The sequence below is a fragment of the Floridaenema aerugineum BLCC-F46 genome, from assembly GCF_041929345.1.
GTDB classification, from domain to species: domain Bacteria; phylum Cyanobacteriota; class Cyanobacteriia; order Cyanobacteriales; family Aerosakkonemataceae; genus Floridanema; species Floridanema aerugineum.
Genome location: NZ_JBHFNQ010000039.1, coordinates 1 through 3,284 on the forward strand (window position 1 = coordinate 1; position 3,284 = coordinate 3,284).

The following is a 3,284-nucleotide window of genomic DNA, read 5'->3' on the forward strand; positions in this document are numbered from 1 at the left end:
TCGGTGTAAAATAATGGTAATAAATTCATTATTTTCGTTAATTAGGTCTTCTTGAGAATAGCAGACCTCTTTTTTTTTGACAACAATCGGTAAACCCCGCACGCAGTAAGGGGTTTACCGATTGTTGTCACCCCGTCAGCCCTTTGATTCGTTCGGCACTCGATCAAGGTTTCCCCGTCTGCCTCTACGATTTTAAATATCCGGCACAAACTAAACGGGCTGTAGCTTATGCGATGAAGCGGGGTTATACCGTGAGAGTTTTTGCACCTGGTTTTCCCGAAAGTGAAATTTGCAATCCTCTTGATTTGATTAAAGATGAGGAGGATGCGATCGCCGCAGGTCAGTTATCAATGGTTTTAAACAAAAATTTTGATAAAAGTGGCGGAACTGCTTCTAGCGATAAGTTTTTTGAGGATGCGGGAGATGCGTTAATCGAAGGCATTTTATTAGTAACTAAAGCTATTAAAACTTTGACGGGTACAGATGAATACTGTGATTTAATGATGGCACAAGCTATTTTAAGTTTGCCTAGTTTAGCTTTGAGATTAGAAGAAGCTTCTAAAACTAAACTAAAAGTTTGGACTTCTCGCCCGCTTTCTCAATTAATCAGCGTTAAAGATTCGGAAAAAACTGTTTCTGGCATTGTTGGTACAGCGCAACGAATCTTTCAAAGATTTTTGAAGAAAGATTTTGTCGGGGCTTTCTGCGGTCAAACTACCTTACCTTTAGATATTGATGGAAAACAGTTAGTAATTTTCGGATTAGACCGCAACAATCGGGATATTGTCGGCCCACTATTAGCCGCAATTCTTCACATGGTTGTCAACCGAAATGTTTCACGTACTACGCCGCGCCAAGACCCATTAATAGTAGCATTAGATGAGTTACCTACTCTTTATTTACCTGCTTTAGTTAATTGGCTCAATGAAAATAGAGAGGACGGCTTTTGTGGAATTTTGGGTTATCAAAATGTTAGTCAGCTTGAAAAAGCTTATGGGAGAGAGTTAGCTAGAGCGATCGTTGGTGGTACAGCAACTAAATTTATTTTTAACCCCCAAGACCCGGAATCATCTAAACTTTTTGCTGATTATTTAGGGGAAATGGAAATTCAATTTAAGTCTAAAAGTCGTAGTGCTGGTAAGGGTGGAGGTTCGAGGAGTATCAATGAAAATATTCAGAAACGGCATTTATTAGAACCTGCTCAATTTGCCAAAATGAAAACCGGAAAAGCGGTTATTATTAACCCGGCTTACACTCGTGGCGATGAAGCTTACGTTCCTCTGTTTCAATCTGTTAAAGTTCCCAAAGATGATGTTAATGAAATGCAATGGTCTGAGGATAAATGGAACTTTATTCAGCAAAAATTGCAGCGAAGAGCTTTGACAATTAGCGAAGAAGAACGGCGAGAACAATTTAACGTTCGTCGCACTTTAGCGGAGCAGCTTTTTCCGCTTCCAGACAAAGAAGAAAGCAATATTAATCCCGAAGCGAATGACTTAGCAGACATATTTTAAGCAGAAAATATATGCAATTAGCGCAAACATTGGAGACTTTAACTCCTTTTTGGAAAAGAGAAATTGAACAGGCATTAACTTTACCTCCGCTGCCTTTGGATTACCAACCTAAAATAGTGGAGATTTTCGATGATTTAGGATTACTAGCTGGCAGCGTTTTTGGTGAACCTTACCAGTGTTATAGAACTGAAACAGATTTAACAAATTTTATAGCTTGGTATCTAGATGGGCAGCTTGCTTTCTTTTATTTAGGCGATGAGATTGTGATAGATAGGCTGATTTTAATGGCCAAAGCAAGTAGTTTACTCAACGTAATCGAAGGAGGGTAAAATGCCAGATTTTTTTACAGGTTCTCAAGGAGACGCAGTTAACTTACTCGAACAATGGCGGCACTTTTTAGAAGAGTTATTGAGAAGTGAATCTGAAGAATTAACACCATCAACTAAAGGTTTACAAATTTACGATAATGACCGTAAGGTTTATGGAATGGAAAGAGAAACTAATCAATTTTTTGATGAGGTAACTGGGTTGGTAGGACAAGTAATCAATCCAGAGTTATTAGGGCAGCTTGAAAAACTAAGAGATACCCCTGTTGGTGGGTTAATACCAGAAGCAGCTAACAAACGAATTGAGTTGGATGGCAGGATTATCTTGAAATCCGATCGCCAAGGAAAGGTAATTATTAATGAAATTATCAAGACAAAATCTCAGGAAAAACTTCCTGAAGAATTTCCCCAAACAATTGCAGAACCAAATTCAGAATCCGTATGGTTGGAAAATCAACCTTTACCTGAACCTCCAGAAGAGGAAGATTATTACTCTCCAATTGAACTTGGTACTGATAGTTCGTTACCTATTCAAGAATCTGAAAAACTGTGGTCAAAAAGCGAGCGTGAGGATGATTTACAAAATTCAGTAGACCAAATCCCAGTAGAAACAGTAGAGGCATCCCATAGAGTTTATTCTCCTAAAGCTGAATTAGTATCAGCAGTAAGAGAGGGCATTAAGAAGGGAAATTACCAAATAATTAACCAAGCTTATACCAGGGTTCCTTATCAGGAAAAACAACTAATTTTTAACTCGTTAACTCCAGAGGAACAGAAAGAAACCAGATTGCTCAAACTCATCCATCAAGTAGAAGAACTTTCTGGCATAACTGATGGGTCTATTCATAATTTCGTGCGGTCAGCGATGCAGAAGCAATCTAAATCTCAACCAGATATAGAACCTGAAATTGAACAAGCTAGTGAAAAATTGCGGACTATTTCTGGTTATGAAAAAGTTCAGCGATCGCTTGCCGCGCTTCCTCAAACAACCTCCGTTCAAATGGCTGCTAACTATAGCACTCAAATGCAAAGTTTATTAGAAACAATCCAGCAACAAAATCAGCAGATTAATTCCTTGCAGAATTCAGTTAGCCAAATGCAGCAGTTAATCACAGCACGAGTTGAACAACCTACTCAATTTTCCTGGTGGCAACAAGCTAAACAAACAGTTACTCACATCTGGGAGAATTTTAAACGCCGAGAAGAATACCACACTTATGCAAATGCTATTCGCAGTTTTTACAACCAAAAACTAGCCCCTGATACTTCAACTATTTATATTGCTAATTATGTCATTCAAAGAGATGGTAAGAACTACACTCTTAGCGATCGAGATGGGCAAACAGTTCTCAAATTTAGTGCTAACGGTTTGGGAGTGCGCGTTGATTCTAATGTTCGACTTCAGCCTGAACAAGAACGAGATTTGATTGACTTGGTAATGGCA

Annotated in this window: 2 protein-coding genes and 1 pseudogene; all 3 read left to right on the top strand. The window is 38.6% G+C overall.

Features of this window, described 5'->3' with window-relative positions; translation table 11 throughout:
* Positions 1-134: 134 nt before the first annotated feature.
* A pseudogene (locus tag ACE1CC_RS04315) lies at positions 135-1,514 on the top strand (type IV secretory system conjugative DNA transfer family protein); the annotation flags it as partial.
* An 11-nt stretch (positions 1,515-1,525) separates the two neighbouring features.
* On the top strand, positions 1,526-1,843 hold the full coding sequence (locus ACE1CC_RS04320; protein WP_413269240.1) for a hypothetical protein: 318 nt from the start codon (positions 1,526-1,528) through the stop codon (positions 1,841-1,843).
* A 1-nt stretch (position 1,844) separates the two neighbouring features.
* On the top strand, positions 1,845-3,284 hold a 1,440-nt coding region (locus ACE1CC_RS04325; RefSeq protein WP_413269241.1), incomplete at its 3' end, for a hypothetical protein.

What these genes read in the sequence shown, in the direction of transcription:
- ACE1CC_RS04320 (WP_413269240.1), top strand. Translation starts at nt 1,526, where the DNA reads ATGCAATTAGCGCAAACATTGGAGACTTTAACTCCTTTTTGGAAAAGA.